General features: G+C 48.7%; 15 protein-coding genes and 2 pseudogenes. 11 read left to right on the top strand and 6 right to left on the bottom strand.

Annotated features, from left to right (window positions below):
* Positions 1-18 precede the first annotated feature (18 nt).
* The 3 genes from HBN63_RS11900 to istB all read left to right on the top strand — a co-directional run bounded on the left by HBN63_RS11900 (position 19) and on the right by istB (position 3,059).
* Positions 19-444, top strand: coding sequence for a hypothetical protein (locus HBN63_RS11900; RefSeq protein ID WP_055985733.1), 426 nt, complete (start codon positions 19-21; stop codon positions 442-444).
* A gap of 376 nt (positions 445-820) precedes the next feature.
* Positions 821-2,326, top strand: a complete 1,506-nt coding sequence (istA, locus tag HBN63_RS11895) for an IS21 family transposase (protein WP_154100871.1) — start codon at positions 821-823, stop codon at positions 2,324-2,326.
* Complete coding sequence (gene istB / locus HBN63_RS11890) at positions 2,316-3,059, top strand: IS21-like element helper ATPase IstB (protein ID WP_055985738.1); 744 nt, start codon at positions 2,316-2,318, stop codon at positions 3,057-3,059. The genes istA and istB overlap by 11 nt, the downstream gene beginning before the upstream one ends.
* 175 nt (positions 3,060-3,234) lie before the next feature.
* On the opposite strand, the gene HBN63_RS11885 is transcribed toward istB, so the two are convergent.
* On the bottom strand, positions 3,235-3,474 hold the full coding sequence (locus tag HBN63_RS11885; RefSeq protein ID WP_055985741.1) for a hypothetical protein: 240 nt from the start codon (positions 3,472-3,474) through the stop codon (positions 3,235-3,237).
* 175 nt (positions 3,475-3,649) lie between these two features.
* The gene (locus tag HBN63_RS21690; protein ID WP_201011727.1) at positions 3,650-4,879 is read right to left on the bottom strand and encodes an HNH endonuclease; all 1,230 of its coding nucleotides are present in this window, start codon (positions 4,877-4,879) and stop codon (positions 3,650-3,652) included.
* A gap of 755 nt (positions 4,880-5,634) precedes the next feature.
* On the opposite strand from HBN63_RS21690, the gene HBN63_RS11875 reads away from it, so the two are divergent.
* Together HBN63_RS11875 and HBN63_RS11870 are read left to right on the top strand one after the other, a co-directional pair.
* Positions 5,635-5,961: a hypothetical protein gene (locus HBN63_RS11875; RefSeq protein ID WP_055984948.1), complete on the top strand. Its 327-nt coding sequence runs from the start codon at positions 5,635-5,637 to the stop codon at positions 5,959-5,961.
* Positions 5,961-6,500, top strand: coding sequence for a hypothetical protein (locus HBN63_RS11870; protein ID WP_055984944.1), 540 nt, complete (start codon positions 5,961-5,963; stop codon positions 6,498-6,500). Before HBN63_RS11875 ends, HBN63_RS11870 begins: the two co-directional genes overlap by 1 nt.
* 1,039 nt (positions 6,501-7,539) lie before the next feature.
* On the opposite strand, the gene HBN63_RS11865 is transcribed toward HBN63_RS11870, so the two are convergent.
* Entirely contained in the window at positions 7,540-8,544 is a 1,005-nt protein-coding gene (locus HBN63_RS11865; RefSeq protein WP_071535719.1) for an AraC family transcriptional regulator, read from the bottom strand.
* A gap of 93 nt (positions 8,545-8,637) precedes the next feature.
* On the opposite strand from HBN63_RS11865, the gene HBN63_RS11860 reads away from it, so the two are divergent.
* The 5 genes from HBN63_RS11860 to HBN63_RS11840 all read left to right on the top strand — a co-directional run bounded on the left by HBN63_RS11860 (position 8,638) and on the right by HBN63_RS11840 (position 15,539).
* Positions 8,638-9,027, top strand: coding sequence for a DUF4345 domain-containing protein (locus HBN63_RS11860; RefSeq protein WP_071535718.1), 390 nt, complete (start codon positions 8,638-8,640; stop codon positions 9,025-9,027).
* 2 nt (positions 9,028-9,029) lie between these two features.
* The gene (locus HBN63_RS11855) at positions 9,030-10,013 is read left to right on the top strand and encodes a sterol desaturase family protein (protein ID WP_079984710.1); all 984 of its coding nucleotides are present in this window, start codon (positions 9,030-9,032) and stop codon (positions 10,011-10,013) included.
* A 432-nt stretch (positions 10,014-10,445) separates the two neighbouring features.
* Positions 10,446-11,750: an IS1380-like element ISPa33 family transposase gene (locus HBN63_RS11850; protein WP_038409882.1), complete on the top strand. Its 1,305-nt coding sequence runs from the start codon at positions 10,446-10,448 to the stop codon at positions 11,748-11,750.
* A 193-nt stretch (positions 11,751-11,943) separates the two neighbouring features.
* A complete protein-coding gene (locus HBN63_RS11845) occupies positions 11,944-12,810 on the top strand; it encodes an alpha/beta hydrolase (protein ID WP_170049549.1) in 867 nt (288 codons plus the stop codon).
* A gap of 158 nt (positions 12,811-12,968) precedes the next feature.
* A complete protein-coding gene (locus HBN63_RS11840; protein WP_162237613.1) occupies positions 12,969-15,539 on the top strand; it encodes a LuxR C-terminal-related transcriptional regulator in 2,571 nt (856 codons plus the stop codon).
* 32 nt (positions 15,540-15,571) lie between these two features.
* Here HBN63_RS11840 and HBN63_RS11835 read toward each other — a convergent pair whose 3' ends face one another.
* Both HBN63_RS11835 and HBN63_RS11830 read right to left on the bottom strand, forming a co-directional pair.
* Entirely contained in the window at positions 15,572-16,927 is a 1,356-nt protein-coding gene (locus HBN63_RS11835; RefSeq protein WP_058182732.1) for a DUF1329 domain-containing protein, read from the bottom strand.
* 11 nt (positions 16,928-16,938) lie between these two features.
* Positions 16,939-18,438, bottom strand: a complete 1,500-nt coding sequence (locus tag HBN63_RS11830; RefSeq protein ID WP_330219703.1) for a DUF1302 domain-containing protein — start codon at positions 18,436-18,438, stop codon at positions 16,939-16,941.
* Between the two features lie 57 nt (positions 18,439-18,495).
* Between HBN63_RS11830 and HBN63_RS11825 the strand changes: the two are divergent.
* Positions 18,496-19,218, top strand: a pseudogene (locus HBN63_RS11825) (DUF1329 domain-containing protein); the annotation flags it as partial.
* 376 nt (positions 19,219-19,594) lie between these two features.
* Here the strand turns inward: HBN63_RS11825 and HBN63_RS11820 are convergent.
* Positions 19,595-20,686 (bottom strand): annotated as a pseudogene (locus tag HBN63_RS11820) (IS3 family transposase).
* Positions 20,687-20,836 lie beyond the last annotated feature (150 nt).

Here is a 20,836-nt window from a genome sequence, read left to right as displayed (position 1 = left end):
CTCACTAAAGAGACTTATATGCCGAAAGTAATCACGGATCAGCAGACTCGCGACATCTGCAGAATGATCCATAACTGGGATAGGCAGCATAAACTCGACTGGAATCTTATTTGCCTAGGCGCGCAAGAAATCCTCAACTGGGACAAACCTCCAACTCGTCAGGCACTAAACAAAAAAACCACTATCAAACTTGCATATCAGGCGAAAAAGGACGTATTGCGTAGAGAGCAAGAGCGGATCGATAACCTTCCGCGCCCCAAGACTATTAAGGACGGTGCTGAGCGCATTGCGCGTCTCGAGAAGGAAATTGAGGAGCTCAAACTTCTTAATTCCAAGCTTGCAGAACTGTATCGATTAATTGTTTACAACGCATCCCTGGCCGGGTTTAAGAAGAGTGACTTAATGAAGCCCATGCCTTCCTCAAAGGAGCCCACCAAAAATTAGCTACACGCTAACCGGTGGAAAACACGCCTCGAATTCCTCGAATAGCTTTGCCATGACCTGCTGTTCTGGAGACAAGCCTGCCATGACCAGTAGCAGGCTTCCTACAAGGCCTAGCGGCCCATTGGAGTGCCGTACCTGCATGCACACAAGCTCTAGCGGGAACCCTCGGCCATGGCGATTCACTGCGTGAATCCCACCGTGCACATATGAACTCAAGGGCCGCCAGGAATAGTGCTTAAACTCCTTCAACTGGGCTACCGGAACATGGGGGTGTGAAACAGCGTGGAAAACTTTCCAGATTCCCGGGGTAAACAGCGTCCAATAGTTTCCACCCCGGTGTGTGCAACCATCCGGTCTTTTGGCCGGAGAATCTGGGGTGTTATCGATGGACATCATTGCCGAAATTCGGCGGCGGCACTTGGTCAGTGGCGAGAGCATTAGCGCCATTGCGCGCAGCCTTAACCTTTCCCGTCCCACCGTTCGCAAGCATCTGCACAGCACAGCTGCGCCGGTTTATGAGCGTCAGCAACAACCTGCGCCCAAGCTGGGCGAGTTCCAAGCCACACTCGAAGCCTGGCTGACTACCGAGCAGCACCTGCCCAAGGCGCAGCGGCGCACGGCTCGGCGGTTGTATGAAGGCTTGCAGGTCGAGGGTTATCGCGGCGCCTATGACAGCGTGCAGCGTTTCGTGAAGCAGTGGAAAACCTGCAAGGCCCGCCCAGCGGCTACGCAGGCGTTTGTACCGTTAGTGTTCGCGCCTGGCGATGCCTGCCAGTTCGACTGGAGCCATGAGCAGGTCGAGATTGCGGGCGTGGTGCAGACGGTCAAGGTCGCGCACTTCCGCCTGAGCTACAGCCGGCAGATGTTCGTCGCGGCCTATCCACGCGAGACGCAGGAGATGGTCTTCGATGCGCATAATCGCGCCTTTACCTTCTTTGGCGGCGTGCCGCAGCGGCTGATCTACGACAACCTCAAGGCCGTGGTTGAAGCGATCCTGGTTGGCAAGGAACGCACCTTCAACCGGCGCTTCATGGCCATGGCCAATCATTACCTGTTCGAGCCGGTAGCCTGTACGCCGGCGTCGGGCTGGGAGAAGGGGCAGGTCGAGAGTCAGGTCGGTAACGTGCGCGAGTGGCTGTTTACGCCTATGGCACGCTTTGCCAGCTTCGCGGACTTGAACGACTGGCTGGCCACCCGTTGCCAGGAGTTAGCCCAGCGCAAGCATCCCACTGACACCGGCCAATGCATTGCCGAGTGCTTGGCCCATGAACGCGCTCACCTGCGGGCCATCAGCGCCACCTTCGACGGTTATGTCGAGCAGATGCTGCGCGTCTCCAGCACCTGCCTGGTGCGGGTTGATCGCAACCGCTACAGCGTCCCCGCCGAGTGGGCAGGCAAGGCCGTTTCCGTGCGTTGTAGTGCGACTGGAGTGCGCATCGTCGCGGCTGGCCAGGTGATCGCCGAGCATCAGCGGCGCTTTGGTCGTGATCAGTTAGTCTGCGATCCCTGGCATTACCTGCCAGTGCTGGAGAAGAAGCCAGGCGCGCTGCGTAACGGCGCGCCCTTCGTTGAATGGGACTTGCCGGCGTCGATCAAACAGGTGCGTGCGCGCCTGCTCAAGCAGCCACGCGGTGATCGCGCCTTCGTCGAGTTGTTGCTGGTTGCCCGCGACGCTGGCCTGGAACCGCTGCAAGTGGCCTGCGAGTTGGCGCTGGAGTGCGGCGTCGTTAGCGGTTCGCTGGTGATGAATGAGCTGCGCCGGTTGATCGCCCCGACACGTCCGCCACAACTGAGCTTGCCCGAGCAATTACAGCTACGGGTCGAGCCGCTCGCCGATTGCCAGCGCTACGAACAACTGCGGGGCACGCACTATGTCCATTGATCGCGTCACTCACCTGAAAGCGCTGCACCTGTATGGCATGGCCAGCGCCTTGCTGGAGTTGCAGGCCGAAGCCTCGCGCCAGCCCGCGCGCCCGGAAGTCTGGCTGGATCGGCTGATTGAGGCTGAGCAAACAGATCGCCAGGTGCGCAGCTTGCGCTATCAACTCAAGGCCGCCCGCTTCCCGATCCATCGCGACCTCAGTAGTTTTGACTGGCAGGAAACCCCGCTCGATCACGGGCAGATCCAGCAATTGGCCAGCAGCACCTTCATGGACAGCGCGCATAACCTGATCCTGGTCGGTGGCACCGGCACCGGCAAAACCCACCTGGCCACCGCGCTGGGTGTGGCGGCCATTCACCAGGGCAAGCGCGTGCGCTTCTACAACGCCGTGGATCTGGTCAACCAACTGGAACGGGAAAAGCAGCAAGGCAAGGCCGGCAATCTGGCCAAGCAGCTGCTGCATATCGACGCGGTGATCCTCGACGAGCTGGGTTATTTACCCTTCCCCGACTCGGGTGGAGCACTGCTGTTTCACCTGATCAGTCAGCTCTACGAGAAGACCTCGTTGATCATCACCACCAACCTGTCCTTCGGTGAATGGGTCAGCGTTTTCGGCGACGCCAAGATGACCACAGCATTGCTCGACCGCATCACTCACCACTGCGACATCCTCGAAACCGGCAACGACTCGTTCCGCTTCAAGCAACGCAAAAAGGCGGTGAAAAGCACCTGAGCAACTGGAAACTTTTGGACGCTGTTACCTGGAAAGTTTTGGATGCTGATTGACAGAACAGCGGTGCAAGCGCGGGCGTCGACTCCCGGTGGAGTTGGAGGAAGCCAAGCAGCTCAAGGGCGGTTTCCGTATCCATTTCGAGATCGCAGTAAACAGTCATTCCTATCTCCCCGTGCTAGCCACATTTACCACTAAGATACTCGAGCTGCAGCATCAGCATTTCGGTCTTCGCGATCACTCCATTTCGTTTTAGCCCAACCAGCAGCCGCTCCACTTCATCAAGCTCGACATCGTCGCCCGAAAGCTTCGTGAGCACGTGTGCCATACGGCCATAGGCATCCTCTTCGGGCGTCACGCCGTGCGCCGAAGCGAGCGCTCGTACATACTCTTCGACGTTTCTCTTCTGGCCAGTCATCGCAGCGCCCTGGGGTGATCATCCGACTCTGTATCATCACAGTGATCGTCAACCGAGGATAGATTATCGATGTCCGCCACCAACAAGCCTGATGCGCGCGTTAACCATGCCATGCAGCCATTCTCTCAGGTGCCGGGGCGATTCAGTCCACTGAACCGCACATCGCATGCCTTCTTTAGATTACCGCCTGGCGGTGGGCTTCAAGGTGATCAGGATGCGGCCTACTCGGAGAATGGGTTGGCATGCGCAGGGGCCTGCCAGATAGCACGGCGTAGTCGCTGCCGTGCAACCGGTCTGATATCTGAATCAGGAAGTGCTCGTCGACCCAAATCAGCCCCTTGTCGAACAAGGTATGAATGTCCGCTCGTAGCAACAACCCATTATCGGTGCGATTGGTCTCAGGGCCCCGATAGGGCTTGATGTGGGCGGCTTCCAGTATCTCAACAACAGCACAGCCAGTCATCGCGCATTTGCGCTCGTAAGCATCGAGGAGGCTCTTCTTGAATTCCCCCTGCCCCTCACGCATCACTACAGCGCGAAGCTCTCGAACCCTGGCATCCTCGTCTGATTCGATGGCAGCGATTGGCTCATCGCCCACAAGCTGCTGAGCCTTAGCAAGTGCCTGCTCAACATCGCTCCTTTGAACCAGAATGGCCAGGAAGAGCGCTCCGTCTGGACTATTGACATCCCAGATCCCGTCCGTAGCTGGGCGGTAGAAGTCGTAGAAAACCCGACGCCCAACAGTCGTACGGAAAAGCGCGTCCTTGGGGTTCCCTTGATCGCTCCTGAAGTCTTTGCGATTGGGATCATAGTGACGGCGGTTCGCATCATTCACTGTCAGCAGCCTGACATTCTCCTCGGTATCACCAAGGCGCTTCTGAGGGTAATGCAGGCTCAACCAGCGCTGTATATCGCTTACCGAGCATGGCCCTCCCAATGCCCGTACAGCATCAAGCACAAGCCAGTATTTTGCACGCTCTCGTGCCCTACTTCGATCCGCTAACAGCTCGATGATTTTTCCAGCTAAAGCAACGTCTCGCTCACGCTCTTTTGTCTGCCTAGGAGCGGATTGCTGAAGCTCCGACAGAAGAACTGCATGAGCGACATCATCAACAGCATGTAGCCAAATAACACCGCGCTCATGGCGGTTGCTCGACTGCGATCCAAGAACACCTTCTTCATGGAGGACATAGGTCTCAATAGGCTTAACGACCCCAGCGCCGACATAACCGCGACGGTTGCAGTAGGCGATCAGCCAGTCGCCTTCAGCCATGTCATGGAGAATTTCGTCACCACGGTCACCGGGCTCTGAATAGAAGCCTGCAGTGATAACACTTCGAGTGCGAAGCTCATGCCACCAGGTGTTGGTGTACGGCTCATCAATGTTGAAAATGTGATATTCCATGCGCGCACTACCTTTTCGATCCCTTTGAATTTTGCCTACCCGGCGTTCGTCACAGCAGCACAACCGTAGATCGGGAAGGTACTCTATCCAGCAACCCAAGGAGATTGCTCGGGATAAAAATCTATCTAGCGTATGGAGTCGTTGATGAACGCTTTTGATGCCCGTATATGCGCGTTACGTGAAGTAATAGAGATATCCGAAACAGCTCTGTCGATCATCGACAGAGCAAGCCTGTTCAGCGCCACACGATTTCTTCTGAAAGATATCTGCAAGGATCAACACCCTCGCAGCTACATCTGCGAAAAGGCGAACAACGTGGGCGTACATTTGTCCGCAAGCCTTCGCTTTGAGGACGACCAAGGGCTCTCTTTACGCAGCCACAGAAAAGCCGTCTTGATTGATTTGAGCAGTTTGGAGTCTGCGCTAAGTCACGCCAGACAACACCTAACCCGAAGTTTTTCCTCAAGCACTAAGGTACCCACTCTGAATCGCCCCGAGTTTCGTAGACACTTCTGATGGTCTGCTTTTGGCCGACTCCAGCCTATGGTGACAGGCCGCCCCCCGGCCAGAAGCAGTCGCTCGGATGTGCTTACAAAATTCGAGGCGATTCACACGCCTCCAAGCAATCGGCTATAAGCCCGAGTCATAGATGTCGCTGGTCAGTGAAATAGTATTGCGTGCCAATGCCTTGCCTGCTCCTGCTCCTGCGCAAATGAACTGCGCTCTGGTTTCAGTTAACACTGGATAATAACGCCATGATGCTGCTGCCCCGCCTAGCTCTGACCTCGGTTTGCGCATCGATCATCTTGCTGACAATCGCAGTAAGCACCTGTTTGGCGGGTGAAAGAACCGTCATGGTCGCTGTCGATCATGCAACGCAACCCTTTACCTTGCCGGATTCCGGCTCGAGTCTGCAGGTCGAAATTATTCGGGCCGCCTTTGCCAGCCAATCGACGCCGGTCACGTTCGTCTTTCTATCCTCGAAGCGCACAGCATTAGCGTTCAAGTCAGGATTGGTGGATGTGCTCACTGATGACAAGCCCGGCAACAAAGTCACCAACGTAAAAGCCACTGGCCGGTAATGCCCTTTCGCAACCAGGCCATCACCTCCAAAAATAAACACCTAAAGCTAAACAGCATTGCCGACCTAGGTAAACTGCGGGTTGTGGCTTTCCAGGAGGCAAGCCTGTATCTAGACGCCGAGTTTGCTGCTATGGCCAATCACAATCGCGCCTATTTAGAACTACTGCATATGCCATCACGAATGCTGTCACTAAATCGTGCCGACGTGATTATTTCGCAGCCAGACATTTTCTGTTTTAACCTCGCCAACGAAAGCTCGCCGACGCAAATCAGCCAAGTATTCGAGTCGTTTGAATATCACGACATCCTTCCGGCAGTGAACCAATACTGGTTCGGCTTTCTCGATGAAGCAATGCGCGACCGATTCGAACGTGGCATCGCCGCTATCTATGCAACCGGAGAAATTGACGCGCTGTTTCTCCAGTATCAACAGCGCTACTGCACCTCACGAGAGATGTTCATTAGTCTTGATTGCCAGTACCTAAAAAGTAACCGCCTAGAGACCTGTGACACTTCCGCGCAAACCAAGAAACAATAACCGTACTACGGCAAATATACTCAAAAAGGGATAGCAAGTTTATAGGAGGGGCACCCTGCGCAATGCTTGGTGTCTCTTGTATCTGGTAAAGCTCCTTGTCTATGCACAACTCCTTATTTAGCTTGAGTGGCGCTCTGGAAACGCGACATGAGGCAAGGAGTAAAAGCGACATGGGTTGTGTGCATATTACTGATGGAGCCGCAGCATGCCCATGGTCAGCCTCTGGCCGAAGGCGGACACTACGGCGTTTTAGACAAACGATACTGTATCCAGGTATCACCTAAGGATTAACACTGCCTTCGATAGAGGGGCCTACTCAGGTCATAGTGAGTAATTCGCTCTCTTGAGACTTTGAGAATGCCGAAAAAGACCAAAAGGCACCACCAACGCTGGGACTCTCAATATATGCTGGGGTACCGAGTTTTAGTCAACCCTTTCAAATCCTGTTGCTCTCCATATTTCTTTCTCATCAGGCAAGCTCCGTAGTGCGCATGCTAGGTGATTCAGTAGGGTGAACGCGACTACTAGCTACCGAAAAAAGCATCGGCCAACCCATCTATAAATGTCTAGTTTTAGACAAAACGGGCATATGTGTCTCGAACTGACAGTAAAGGCTGTTGCACCAGCGTTTGTAATTGACTTGTCCGATCGGAGAAAAATCGTCTGAAAGTCAATACCAACATGAAGACCAATTCCGTGGTGAGTAGCGTGTCGAGTTGCTTACCCTAATACAAATCGAGTAAGAAGCATGCACAACCACAGCGCGTTAGCGAGACTCTAGCTAAAACAATAGAAGCAATGTTAAAGGCCAGGGTGATTTAAATTCAATCACATGGGCCGAGAGGCCGGCAAGGTGGCAGACTTAAGAAAGATGAGTTGACATAATCACCATCGCCATTTGAGCAAACTGAGGGATATACGCTCTGCGAATGCAGGTACGAAACTGCACAAGCGACAGACAGCCAGCCTTTCGCGGACTGAATTAAACGAAAGGATTTTCAAGACAGGCTGAACTACTAAATAGCAACATACTATTAATTTAAATAAACATTTTCTTCTTACGCCAATTTAGTGGCGCCTCACCACTCCACTGCTTAAACGCTCGAGTAAAAACACTCTGGTCAGCATATCCTAAAATCATTGCGATTTCGTTTAATGAGATATTACTATCTGCGAGATACGACTTAGCGAGTTCAAATCTTACAGAGCGAACAATATCAGAAAATTTAATACGCCGACTTCCCAAATATCTATAGAAAGTACGCTCAGATGTATCGAGATACTTACAGACAGCAGCAGCTGTTGGAGGGCCATCTTGTAAAACTTTTAAAATCGCATCTTTAACCAAATCAAAAAAATTATCATGGCACGGAAACGCTTCAATCAAAGCTGCAGCTTGATTCTCCATCAACCTTAATAGGTGGGGATCCTGAGTACTGATGGGTAGTGAGGTAATTTTTTTTGGGAAATGAATTTCTTTAACCGGCGAGCTAAATTCAAAATCGCAACAGAAAAATTCTTTATACAAATCGACATTCGGTGGCTCTGGCCACTGTTGCCTGATGAGTAAAGGCTTCAGAGAATCGTCGCCGGTTATATCACGAAGTAATTTTAAAAGAGCCACCCCAAAAATCTCATCGGATAGTCCCGTAGACTTTCTTGCAGTACCCCAAGCAAGAATTAGCCGATCATCTTCTAGCTTAAACTCAGTCGGTACTAGGTTATGCAAAAGTGGTTGGAATCTATGAAATCGTAATAAAGCTTGTCCCAAAGTGGAACTATGCATTACTAGATATCCGAGGAGGCCTGCATGATGAGCCTGTAGGCCTTGGCCAATTTTTAGCCCAAGGCCAGCAATTGGGAAATGATCATGAAAATCATCTAACAGAGACCACCAGATCTCTATAGGTATCCTGCGTTCTCTTCGCAGGATAATTAACCGCTCATTGAGTTGAAGTGGCTTTGACGGCTGCGAATCGAGAAAGACAGTCAGAAGACCAATCGCGGACGAATCTATTGTTATTTCTAGGTTGTTTTTTTTCATATGGCAGACAATGCAAAATTATTTAAGAAAATGTCAATACCACTCCATTGGCCTTATGCATAATAGATCAAAACCAAATAGGATGCACTAAAAATGAGCTGCAAAATATATTTATTTGTAAGTGGTTTGGTATTTTTTGCTATTGGAGCAAATGCATTAAGTGACCCAATTCAAGCCCTCGCCGCCCTTGATCTTGGTATAAACACAACCAATGCGAAAAATGAACTATATGCAAATTATGGCGGCATGCACATTGCATTCGGGCTCCTATTTATTTATGGGGCTATAGAAAATAAATTCAGAACACCTTCGCTTATTTTCTTATTCGCTATAACTGCAGGCCTAGCTTTTGGCCGAACAGTCGGCTTATTAATAGATGGCATACCCTCCACTCTAAACAACTCCCTATTAGTACTTGAGATTATAACTGCAGTTATAGCAACTACATTTTTATATAAAAACAAACAAAAAGAGGTGATCTAATAATGTACGAAAATATAGAGCAAGGTATTTTTTCTCTTATTCAATCTTTTATGGGCAATAACGTTGACTGGGGAGGATTGTTCTTAATAGCCATGACACCTATTTTCATAATTGCATTTATGACTGAATACACCGTAAAGAAAATAAATGGAGACACTAGATCATTTAACTGGAAAGAGATAGTCACAAACTTTTCATTAGGATTCAGCTATCTAGGAGCAGAAGCACTTGTGGCAATGGTAACCGGAGGTATTGCTCTTACTTTCTTCTACGAGCATCGTGTTTTTGATATTACCATTAATCTTTGGACTGCCATCCCGCTATTTCTAGCAGTCGATCTGTCATTCTATGTATTCCATCGAGTATCTCATCGGGCTAGATGGTTTTGGGCTGCGCATGTACCACATCACAGTGGTAAGAATATGAATTTTTCGACTGCTGCACGCCAAAGCATGTTGAACTCTGTTGTAGGAACATGGGTATTTTATGCACCTCTCGCTTACCTGGGTGTTCCTCCAGCCGTAATTGGGTCTCTTATAGCTGTAAACTTAGCGTACCAATACTTTATACATACTGAAATAATAATAAAACTCCCCAATTGGTTTGAATTTATATTTAATACTCCATCACACCATCGAGTACATCATGGAAAAAACACTAAATACATTGACAAGAATTACGGTGGAACTCTCATAATATTTGACCGATTATTCGGCACATTTGAACCGGAACAAGAAAAAGTCATTTACGGCATCACGAATCAAATCGAGTCAAACAATCCATTAATTTTAAATATTCACGAATTAGTGGATGTGCTTCGAGATGCGATGGCTCCAGGCCCAGTATCAGAAAGAATAAAGCATTTCTTTATGCCACCAGACTGGACAAGGGAAGGACATACTCCAATCAGAACTTGGCGCACAACTACGAGCGATACAGAACAAATAGGCGACATTGAAACCGGAAACCCAAATAAAATCTTATGATTTACATTTCATACAATATATAACCACACATCACACCGGCTAAAAGCCGGTGTTCTAGTTCAAACATAAAAATTTACAACCCTTGCATTTACCCTCTTATAACATGACCGACTGCACTAGAAGAAACACACCTACAGTAAGAAAATAAAAACCCGACCGAGCACGCAATTAATACCAAGAGACACTCATTACACACACTTTTACTATTTACAATCAGGAGCCGCACTCCTACACCGATAGTATTGCTAGCCCTGGGTAATGGTTACATTTTGGGATTAAAAAATCAGATACGGTTGCACTCAACATCAATCGAAATGGATATCAGAGACATGCCTAGCCCGGATTTCTCATGACCGCATAAACAAAAACGGCTGAAAGCCTTATGATTCTTGTCGCCAAACAAAGCCCCATAAGTCTTCAGCCGCGCACAAAATGCTACCAGAAAAACTCCACTTTTCACCCCTCTCTCGCCGCCTCGTCGAGGCCTCTTTCACCGGTGGTCACATCACCTCGGATGCGGGCTTGTTGCTGCTGCGCGAGGTCGACCAGCAACATGGCTTGACCCGCCGCCTGGCCAAAATCGTTCCCGATCGGCGTGATCCTGGGCGTGTCCAGCACGGACTGCAGACACTGCTCGCCCAGCGTATCTATGCACTGGCCGCCGGCTACGAGGATCTCAACGATCATGACGGCCTGCGCCATGACTACGCGCTGCAGACTGCGGTCAACCGCCTGCAACCGCTGGCCGGCAAATCCACTCTGGGGCGCCTGGAACAGCAAGCCGATCGCGAAACGGTGGTGCAAGCCCATCGCCTGCTGTGGGAGCACTTCATCGCCCAGCATGACCAGGCGCCGGCTGAGATCGTGCTCGACTTCGATGCGACCGATGTGCCGGTGCATGGTGATCAGGAAGGGCGCTTCTTCCATGGCTATTACGACCATTACTGCTTCCTGCCGCTCTATGTGTTCTGTGGTCGCCATCTGCTGGTGAGCTATTTGCGCCCGAGCAACATCGATGGCGCCCGACACAGTTGGGCCATCCTGGCACTGCTGGTCAAGTTCATTCGCCGCTTCTGGCCAGAGACCCGCATCGTGTTCCGCGGTGACGGCGGTTTTTGCCGACATCGCATGCTCGACTGGTGTGACCGCAAGCAGGTGGATTATGTGGTGGGTCTGGCCCGCAACACCCGCCTGCAGCGGATGGCGGCGCCGGCCATGCAAGCTGTCGCCGAGGCCTACCAAGAAACCGGGCAGAAGATGTCCGGCGTGTATCGCTTCCTCTATCAGGCCGGTAGTTGGCGTAGGCGCCGCCTGGTCGTGTCGCGCCTGGAACATGGCGAGCAGGGTGCCAATCCACGCTTCATCGTCGTGTCCCGCTTTGCCGAGGATGCTGCCCAGCAGTACTACGAAGACTACTGCGGCCGTGGCGACATGGAGAATCGGATCAAGGACCAACAGTTGGATCTGTTCGCCGACCGCACCTCCAGCCCACGCTGGTGGACCAACCAGTGGCGGCTGATGCTGTCGGCCTTTGCCTATGTGCTGTTCGAACGGCTACGCGATCATCTCCAGGGCACCGCATTGGCGCGCATGAGCATCCATAACCTGCGCTTGAAACTGCTCAAGATCGGTGCGGTGATCATTCGCAACAGCCGGCGCATCCGCGTGCTGATCAGCGAGGCCTATCCGCATCAGGAACTCTTTGCGGGGCTGGTTGCCCGCCTCAAGCCGACCTGAACAGGCGGGCGCCCCCGGCCCGGCTCAATGGGGGAAAGGGGGCAGTGCGCCCCATACGCGGGAATTGAATAAAAAACGATCAATTTTTAGCGGTGGAAGGCAGGTTGTTGATACACCGAGGCTTCACCGGCCACGCCTGCCGGCCTCATGAGAAATCCGGGCTAGTATTCGAAGTAATATAATTCGTTTTTTTATGCGAAGGACACTAAAAAATCACGAGCCTCTTGGAATTAATGATATACGTCAATCATTGGATCTAAACTCGCGTCGATTTAAAAATGCTGAAGGTGTTCATATTAAACCTACAGTGGCGGGAGCAAGCCCAGCGGAATGGCTTATTCCGGAAGGTGAACAAGCCAATGAAGCTGTGCTGTATCTACATGGCGGAGCTTATGTTTCAGGGTCGTTAGAATCTCACCGATCTCTAGCCTCTAATATTGCAAAAAGCAGTAAAGTAAGGGTTTTGTTAGTTGAATATAGATTGGCACCTGAGCATCCATACCCTGCAGCAATCGATGACGCTACCAAAGCATTTGAATGGATTCAGGCTGAACATAGTATTCCAGCAGACCGCATTATCATTATTGGGGACTCTGCTGGAGGTGGCTTAACTTTAGCGACTGCAATGCGTTTAAGGGATACATCCAAGCGGCTTCCTTGCTCCTTGATATGTCTATCGCCATGGACAGACCTGAGCCTGAGTGGTGAATCAATCAAAACAATGCTCAAAAAAGATCCATTCTTCAGTAACACTGACTTTGTGGCTCAAGCGGCGTTAGATTATGCAGGATCAATGTCGCTAGAGAGTGCCGAAATATCACCACTCTTTGGCTCACTAAAAGGCTTACCGCCAATTTTCATCCAAGTCGGTAGTGACGAAATTCTACTAAGCGACTCATTGCGTTTAGCGAACCTTGCAAGAATCTCGGGGGTGGATGTTCAGGTCAAAGTATGGAGAGGCATGTGGCATGTGTGGCAGAGCTTCGGAAATTGGATGCCTGAATCGCGAGACGCGATAGCTGAAGTAGGATATATAATTCAAAAGAATCTATCTAAATAAACCGTAAACGCATAAGAAAAATTTAACCTGTTGCCTACATATTCTGCCTACGCACGATGTGGCGCAAACTATCAATGTCTATGGTGGGCAGAATCAAAGAAGGATTCTAGTATATTGATAGAATGACATTTAACTATGACTGCTATGTGATATTCACTATGAACTGCGAAATTAAAACAAGATCTTACGAAAAAGACAACACACACGAGCATGAAGAAAAAACCGAAATAACTTCTGAACTCGCGACGCAGATTAAAGCTGCAAACTTACCCAAGATGCCGCACCCCCACGTCAAACGCTTGAAGCTAGTTAAATCGCTTCAAGCTTCTTCCTGTCGCCTTCGGCTTCTTGTTGCGCCTGCGGGTTATGGAAAAACAGTTTTAATGGCCGATTGTGCCCGCACCGCAAGTTGCAAAGTAATTTGGGTACCATTAAGTGGAAGAAAACTTACATTTGACGAATTTGTACATCAATTAGCTGATGCTATCTGGCCAGATTCTGGGCCCTGGACAGAAACCAGCCTACAGACCTCTCTCTGTCGTAACCAGCACAAACTGTGGCTGATGATAGATAATTTTCCGTGCGGAGTCGAAAAGAGCTTTGATAAAGCATTCAGTCAACTGCTCGCATCGCATGGAGACAATATCTCATGGTGGGTAACAGCTCGGCGGCGGCCTGGACTCAACTTTCCGAAGCTAATTCTGGATGGAAATCTACTTGAGATTAACTTTGATAAACTTGCATTCAATAGCGATGAAACTAATAACCTGTTGTGCTCCGCAGGAATTTCGGCCCTACGAGCCAAAGATATTTTTATCCGCTCAGGAGGATGGTGTGCTGAGATAATCTTGCACCTACGGATAGGGGCTGACGTTCAGTCACTATTGTTTGAATACTTACAACACGAGCTTTTGAGTGAACTAAACACAGAAGAAATCGAAAAACTAATATCTCTGAGCAACATACCCATCTTCGATGAAGGTCTGTGTTACGAGTTATTTGGTCTATCTCTTAAGTCAGATAAAATAATAACATCGCTCATTGAAAAAGAATCAGTATTAGTTTCCTCTGATAGACGACATGAAGGATTCCGCTTGATACGCCCAATAGCTAAGCTATTAGCTCCAATTCTACAAGACGAGCAAATACGTGACTTACACTTTAAAGTGTATCAATATTATATACGAAAGGGAGAGAATCACTTAGCAATAGAACAAGCTCTTCTAGCGGAGCAGCCTGTAAAAGCTGCCGCGCTACTTGAGGTAGTCAATATAAATGATTTAATAGAAGTGCAAATAGCACGAAAGATAATAAATTATCGAAATCGGTTGCCGGTAGAGATAGTTGAAAGTAACACGAAACTGGCTAAATTATATGCATGTTCTTGCATCATAACTTTACGACCTGAAGAAGCTAAAGATAGCTTATCCATACTTGATAAAGCTTTACCTTCATCAAGTGCTGTTGAACAACTAGATTTAACCACATACTGTCGAGGCATACAGGGAATAGCGCAGCATTTATCGGGCGAATCCCAAGCGGCATACTACTCGTGCAGTCAGTTTCTTGAAAATATCTCACATGAAAATTGGCTGATCGCTTCAATGTCTTGGGCAGTATTAATCCAACATCGGCTTTTCCGAGTTGAGTTCAATTTAGCTGAGGGATTAATTTGTAAAGCACTAATGTATTCTCAAAGTATTAGATGCCAAGAAGCTGAATGTTTCATAACCCTTTACAAATCGCAGCTATTAGAGGTGAAAGGGCACATAAATGACGCATTAATTATTCTGGAGCAGCAATCAGATAATATTAAGCACGCGCAATACCACAAATCAACTCTGTATTTAAGGTTGAGATTATTACAAGCAACACTCAAGCTTCGAATGGGACGGATCACCGAGGCAAAGCAGGAATTTGAGCAAATTCAGAGTCTCGCCTTTCAGACTTCTGAAGTTTTCGGTTATCAAATCTTTTTAGGGTATGCGTCAATCGCCCTAGTCAAGGGGGACACTAAACTAGCAGAGGAACATGTGCAGAACGCAGAGCGATGGTTGCACGATCAAGCTGTCGAGGAGACAACATACCGCAGTGTTATTGATAAAACTCGAGCCGAAATTTTAATCGAACGCGGAGATGTATCGCCAGCTCGTATTATACTCGAAAATTTAGTTGTCCGACATGGTTCCCTGCATAACCCCGATGTCATCCAAGCGAATGCAAAACCTGACTTCTTGTACGAGACACAACTACTCCTAGCCCGTGCAGAACTAAAGTCTGGCTTGATTGAAGAGGCTGAAGCGAGGATTCAGCTTGTGATAAAAATGGCTTTTACCAACGGCTTGCTACTAATTTTTTGTGATGGTCTCTTCGTACAAGCAGAAATAGCGTTTGAACGGAGCGACACTATTATGGCTAAGAAACTTTATAATCGTGCGGTTAACGAATGCGAGCGCCTGCACTACCGGTTGCCGATCGATAGTATTAAATACCGTAATGACAAGATGGTCAGATTGTTCAGCGGAGAACCTTCGGTTTTTTTACTCAGCCCCAGAGAGACGCAAGTGCTCCGGTTAGTAGAAATGGGGCATTCGAACCAGGAAATAGCCGACCAACTATATATCTCGCTATTTACTGTGAAGTGTCACGTCCAAAAATTGTGCGGAAAACTGGAAGTAAAACGCAGAACCCAAGCAGTTTCGAGAGCTAAATATCTTGGCATTCTATGATAAAAGGGCCACCGACGGTGGCCCAATCTTAATCAGCGAATACCCATGTTTCGTAAAGCAGATGGTGTGTAATCGCTCTTCTTCGAAGTGAAACTGAAGTCGTATGCATTAGGTCGTTCATTTATCAGGCCAGTAACAACGTATCTACCAGCGAGCAGATCGTAGATCACCTCTGGCGTCTGATATGTGGCCTTAACGTCATAAAAATATTGAAGATGCGCCTCTCCAACACGCCACAAATTGCCACGTCCATCGTAGTGATCCGCCACCGCAATTGTCCAAGTATCCTCATCGATGAAGAAGTGTCGCTTAGCATAAATATGGCGTTGCCCATTCTTGAGAGTAGCGACCACCTCCCAGACGCGATGTAGCTCATAACGCGTGTAATCAGGATTTAGGTGGCCTTGCTTAAGCAGTGTTTTATAGTCAACCGTTGGTGATCCTGCAAGATAACTGTTGTAAGGAATATAGACTTCACGCTTACCTACAAGTTTCCATTCATAACGGTCAGGCGAGCCATTGAAGATCTCTAGGCCATCTGCAGTTTTGAGACCTTCTGTGCTCTCTGCTGGTGAGTCATAAGCAACTTGTGGCGCACGTCGAACTCGGCGTTGCCCCGAATTATAGAACCATGCCATTCGGGGCTCTTTTACTTGGTTAAGCGTTTCATGTACGAGCAGTACATTACCTGCATACCGAGCAGGCTCAGTAGTTCTAGACATATAGTAGAACAAAATATTGCTAGATACTGCGGGGTCATAATCTTGCAGTTGATCCGCGGAAGAAAATGACTCGACTAGGTTAGTTGGCACGAAGTCGCCATTCTTTTGAGGAGTGACAGTCGATGTCTGACGCTTACTTTTGCCCCCTCGATAACGAGCTATGTGATTCCAGATTACCTCCAGGCCATTCTGAGGTATTGGAAATGGGATTGCTGATTTGAAATTCTCCAATCCATTCCCTCCTTCAACTAATACCGTCTTCAGTGCATTGGTCTTGATATCGCTAATAAGGAATTCTGGTAATCCTGCCGAACGGTGAGTAACATATACCGGCATTTTGAATGTTTCCGGATAACGCTTAAACAGCGCTACTTGACCTGGACTCAAGTTGTCCTGGTACTGGGTGTGGTTTTTTCCATCGATTACGAATATCGGCTTTTCGTCAGCATAGGGGTTTTGGCGAAACCCATTCGTAATAATGCCGGCATCGATAGGCAGCCCTCCGTTCCACTCAGGAATACTTCCGTCCTCATTACCCGAATTCTCTGCTCCGATATGCGTGAGCGACTTGCCCAAAACCGTAGCTTGCTCTGGTGAGACTGCAGCAAAAGCCGAGATAGAAGCGCTAAGCGCTAGGCCAATTGTTAAACTGATTAACTTAGTCATTTTTGTGCCTTTCAGAAATTTGCGCCAAATGTGAGCGATACGAAGTCACGGTCTGTCTGTGAGTTATACTTTCCACCGAAGAAATCAGTGTATGTTATCCCTGCTGTGTAAGTATTTAAGTAATCAGCCCCTAGTCCGATACTAGCTGCCTTACTGCCCTCATTGAAGTTCTGGCTATACCCTCGAACATCCTGCGACCACGCGATGCTTGGAATAAGATTTATGCCTGATAGAACTCCGTTATATTCAAGGCTAGCACTTAGGCGATACCCCCAGGAATTACGAGTGTAGAAGCCGTCGCTGTTGCAATCTTTTGCACGTGAGTTAAGTAAAGCTTCACAGAGGCCAGCTCCGAGAGGAGACTGCTGGGTGTACTCACCTGCGCCATAAATCCCATCACGACCGAAACGAACTTCGTCACCACTACCTTCACCAATATCAGCTATATGGTTATATCCAACCTCGCCTACAAAAATCAGACGGCTGGCACCCAATATTTGGTCAAAATTTTGCACAAGCGATGCTTGGGCCTGTGTTACTGGCTTGCGCATATAGCCCTTAAGATAATCACCTGACATGAAAGAGCTCTGTATTTGAGTCGGTAATAGAGGGCCAGTATTAAATGAAGTTAAAACCAAATCAGAGGCGTTTATCTGTAGTGGTTGATTTGGTCTATAGCTTATCTCGCCCGACACGCTTGCTACACCAACGTTTGTTTGAAAGCTTGCTCCGTATAACTGTATATTTTCTGGGTACTCAATCTGAACTGCTGAATCACCACCACCATATGCCGGTGCTGTAAATGGATTTGCGGTAGTTAAATAACTACTAACTAGCGGACTTCGGCTGTGATATTTAATTGAGTACAACCCAAACTCGGTGCTATTTAGTTCTTCTGCGAGCCAGCGCAGTGCTACACCATATTGACCGCTATCGCGAGCCTCACGGTCGTTCTTCTTTTTTACATATATATATCCTGGATCATCTCGATTATAGTCAGAGCCAGCCATGCTTAATCCAACGTTACAACCTTCTGCAGCAACATCAGATGTGGAGAAGAATGTGCCACAGTTATCTACAATTGTTTTATCCCACTGCAACTGGTAGAACGCCTCTACTGATAGTTGTTCGCCCAGTGATTGCGATACATAAACCATATTAACAGGTATCAGCCCCTCCTTAATTTCCGCACCGGGCCGACGGAATGCAGCTATATCATAAGGATTAACTGTGTTGATACTATTCTGAATGAAAACACTCTCCCCCCAACTTACCACCTGTTTGCCAACACGAACAGATCCATTAATTTCATTTATATAGTAATTATGGTAAATGAAGGCATCCAAAATTTGCCCCCCCGACGCTTGGGCTCCTGCTTTACGATCGCTATCATCAATATCGTATAGTTCGCGGTGCTCATCTTTTAACTCAAAGTCATACCAATATTTCCCGCGAACAAATACTCCAGATTCACCATAACGCAGTTCAAGATCATGGATTCCTTTAAAGATCTTTGAGAACGTTTTATTTTCCTTGAAATTCAGTCGACCATCATCCTCCGCAATTGACTAGACAACACTATATTCTACTACAAATATGTAATTACCTCGCCTAGCAAACTTGTACGAACCTCTCTTGCTGTACAAGAAACTCTAGATCAAATCCTATCAATAAGAAAAGCATGGCGCTTTGCTTGAAGTGATCGACGCGTAAGACGCTTACCAGAACTTGCATACGCCGCAATACAGCCCGACACGCATGGCCTAGCAGCAGCCGACATGGTTGAAATATATAAAGGCGCTTCAAATCGTTACAAGTGGACTTTGCTTGGTAAAGTTTAAATGTTGACTCCTTACAACAGTTATGAAACACATCAAAAGGGTCTTCCTTATGATTAAATCCTTCTTAAAAGCACCATTAACCCAGAGTTTCTGCGTCACGAGTTACACCGTGCATGGGTAGTGGATGCAAAGTTTCGTGAGGGGTTTAGCCATCCACATGCAATGCGGCGATTCTATTTTGACGAAGATAGCTGGCAGATCTTAGCAACGGATCTACGCAACAACCGCGGTGAACTTGTTGACTTAGAAGAATCGCACCCAATCAGCTATTATGAAGTTCCTGTATTTTCTAGCACGCTAGAAACAATTTATAACTTCAAGAAAAAATATTATTTTGTAGACAGGCTAGACAACAACGAGGCAATGTATGGTTTTAATGCTAAATTATCCAAATCAGACTTAAGCGCTTCAGCGCTTCAGCGCTACGCCAACGAGGAATATAAGCACTAAGCAAACCCAATTTATCTTATATTAATATTATTAAAGCGTACTTTTACACTACTCTACCTTTCACTCTAAGATTAATTCTCTTATTTACTTGCAGGGAGTCCTATTTTATATTTTTAGGCACTCTGGTCACACAGCGGCCTTAGGAAAATTTTAATTACTGCCCCCAAAAATGACTGCGAGCTCATGGAATCTGAGGTGTGTAGCGCAGCTATCAAGTCCATAGAGGCAGATCATTTCTGTGTCGCGCCCAATAGCTACATTCACAGTGCGGGTTTAACTCCTTAATGGGATTTGAACCCAGAACTGTTGTGATCAACGAATTCTGGACACTGGTTTAGGTTTATCCGGCCAGTGATTCAGCCTCCACTGGCGTTTTTTATCCGTTGTAACTGTGTGGCCGCTGATGATTGTAGTAATCCGTCAGATAGCGCAGTACGTCCGCCTCAGCGTTGCCTTGATTGGTATAGCCATGCTCCGGCATCCACTCTGTTTTCAGACTTCTGAAAAAGCGCTCCATCGGTGCGTTATTCCAGCAGTTACCACGGCGGCTCATGCTCTGTTTGATCCGATAGCGCCACAGCATTTGACGTAACTCGATGCTGGTGTAATGGCTGCCTTGGTCTGAGTGAAACATCAGTTGCTGCGTGCAACCACGGGACTCAAACGCCACGCGCAAAGCGCGCGTCGTAAGTTGCGAGTCTGGTCGATTGGATAGCGCCCAGCCCACGATGCGGCGTGCATACAGATCCATCACCGCCGCCAGGTAGATCCAGCGATTACCCTCACGTCGCCGCACCACACTTGGTTGGGGCCGCTCACTTTGAACTGCCGATCTAGCTCATTCGCCGCGATAGCATTTTCACCATCAGCTCGGCGATAACGATGCTTGCGCGATTGCGAACTGAACAGCCGAGCCTCTTTCATCAGGCGTTCGGCAAGGAAACGCCCCACAGCGACACCCTGTATCCGCAGCGCCGCTGACAATGTTCTTGCTCCAGCTGAGCCTCGACTTTGTAGATGAAGCTCAGTGGCCAGCTGACGCATAGCAGCCCGCCGATGATCTATCCGACGGCGCCGTGTGCAGGCGTCGTAAACACTACTGCGATTTACGCCAAATACGCGGCACAGTTCGGCGCGTGGATACCGCTCGCCCAATGCCTCAATCAGCGCTACTGATCGAGGGAGTCCGACATCAAGAGAGCGGTAGCCTTTTTAGGATCTCTTTCTCCCGCTCCAAACGCCGAACCTGAGCCTCCAGGTCTTGTATGCGTTTCTGCTCGGGAGTCATGGCCTTGCTGCGCGGCGGGGTTGTGCCACCACGCTCACGGCGCAGTTGCTCCACCCATCGACGTAATGCGGTCGGGCCTACGCCCATCGACTTGCAAGCTTCGGGAATTGAATAGCCTTGATCCAGAACTAGGCCTGCTGCTTCGAGTTTGAAATCTGTACTGAATGATCTTCTGGTCACGTAAACACCTCATTGCTGGGCGAAGCTTAACGCCCTATCGGGGTGTCCAGAATCATTGAGCCACAACATAGGAAGGAATGGGAGGACGAGGAAAAATGTAAACCATGCAAGGGTCAGAACACCCAAGGTTTACATTTCTATGCGTAATGG

It is taken from the genome of Pseudomonas sp. WS 5011, from assembly GCF_012985775.1.
GTDB classification, from domain to species: Bacteria; Pseudomonadota; Gammaproteobacteria; order Pseudomonadales; family Pseudomonadaceae; genus Aquipseudomonas; species Aquipseudomonas peli.
Note: the sequence above shows the minus strand (reverse complement) of the source record. Positions and strands in the feature narration are given on the sequence as shown.